Source organism: Pseudoalteromonas sp. MER144-MNA-CIBAN-0113, assembly GCF_040308965.1.
In the GTDB taxonomy this organism is placed as follows: domain Bacteria; phylum Pseudomonadota; class Gammaproteobacteria; order Enterobacterales; family Alteromonadaceae; genus Pseudoalteromonas; species Pseudoalteromonas tetraodonis.
The window spans coordinates 1-236 of the sequence record NZ_JBEOOG010000600.1 but is presented as its reverse complement, the minus strand read 5'-3'; the positions used below and the strand labels follow the sequence as shown (position 1 = coordinate 236).

The 236-nt window shown below is 44.9% G+C and carries 1 protein-coding gene; it reads left to right on the top strand.

From position 1 onward, the window contains the following. Nucleotides 1–236: transposase (locus AAEY57_RS21105; protein WP_350608798.1), on the top strand; the 236-nt coding region annotated here is incomplete at both ends.

The following is a 236-nucleotide window of genomic DNA, read 5'->3' as shown; positions in this document are numbered from 1 at the left end:
CAGGAGTGCGTTATTCATCAAATTCGTAATTCGATGAAGTATGTTGCTTCAAAGCACCAAAAAGAGTTTATGGCTGACTTGAAACCCGTTTATAAGGCAGCCACTAAAGATGCAGCAGAAGCCGCTCTCGCCGAATTAGATGCCAAATGGGGCAAGTTATACCCTATCGTTATCGAGTCTTGGCGTCGAAAGTGGGGCAATCTGTCGGTTTACTTCAAGTATCCAGATTACGTGCG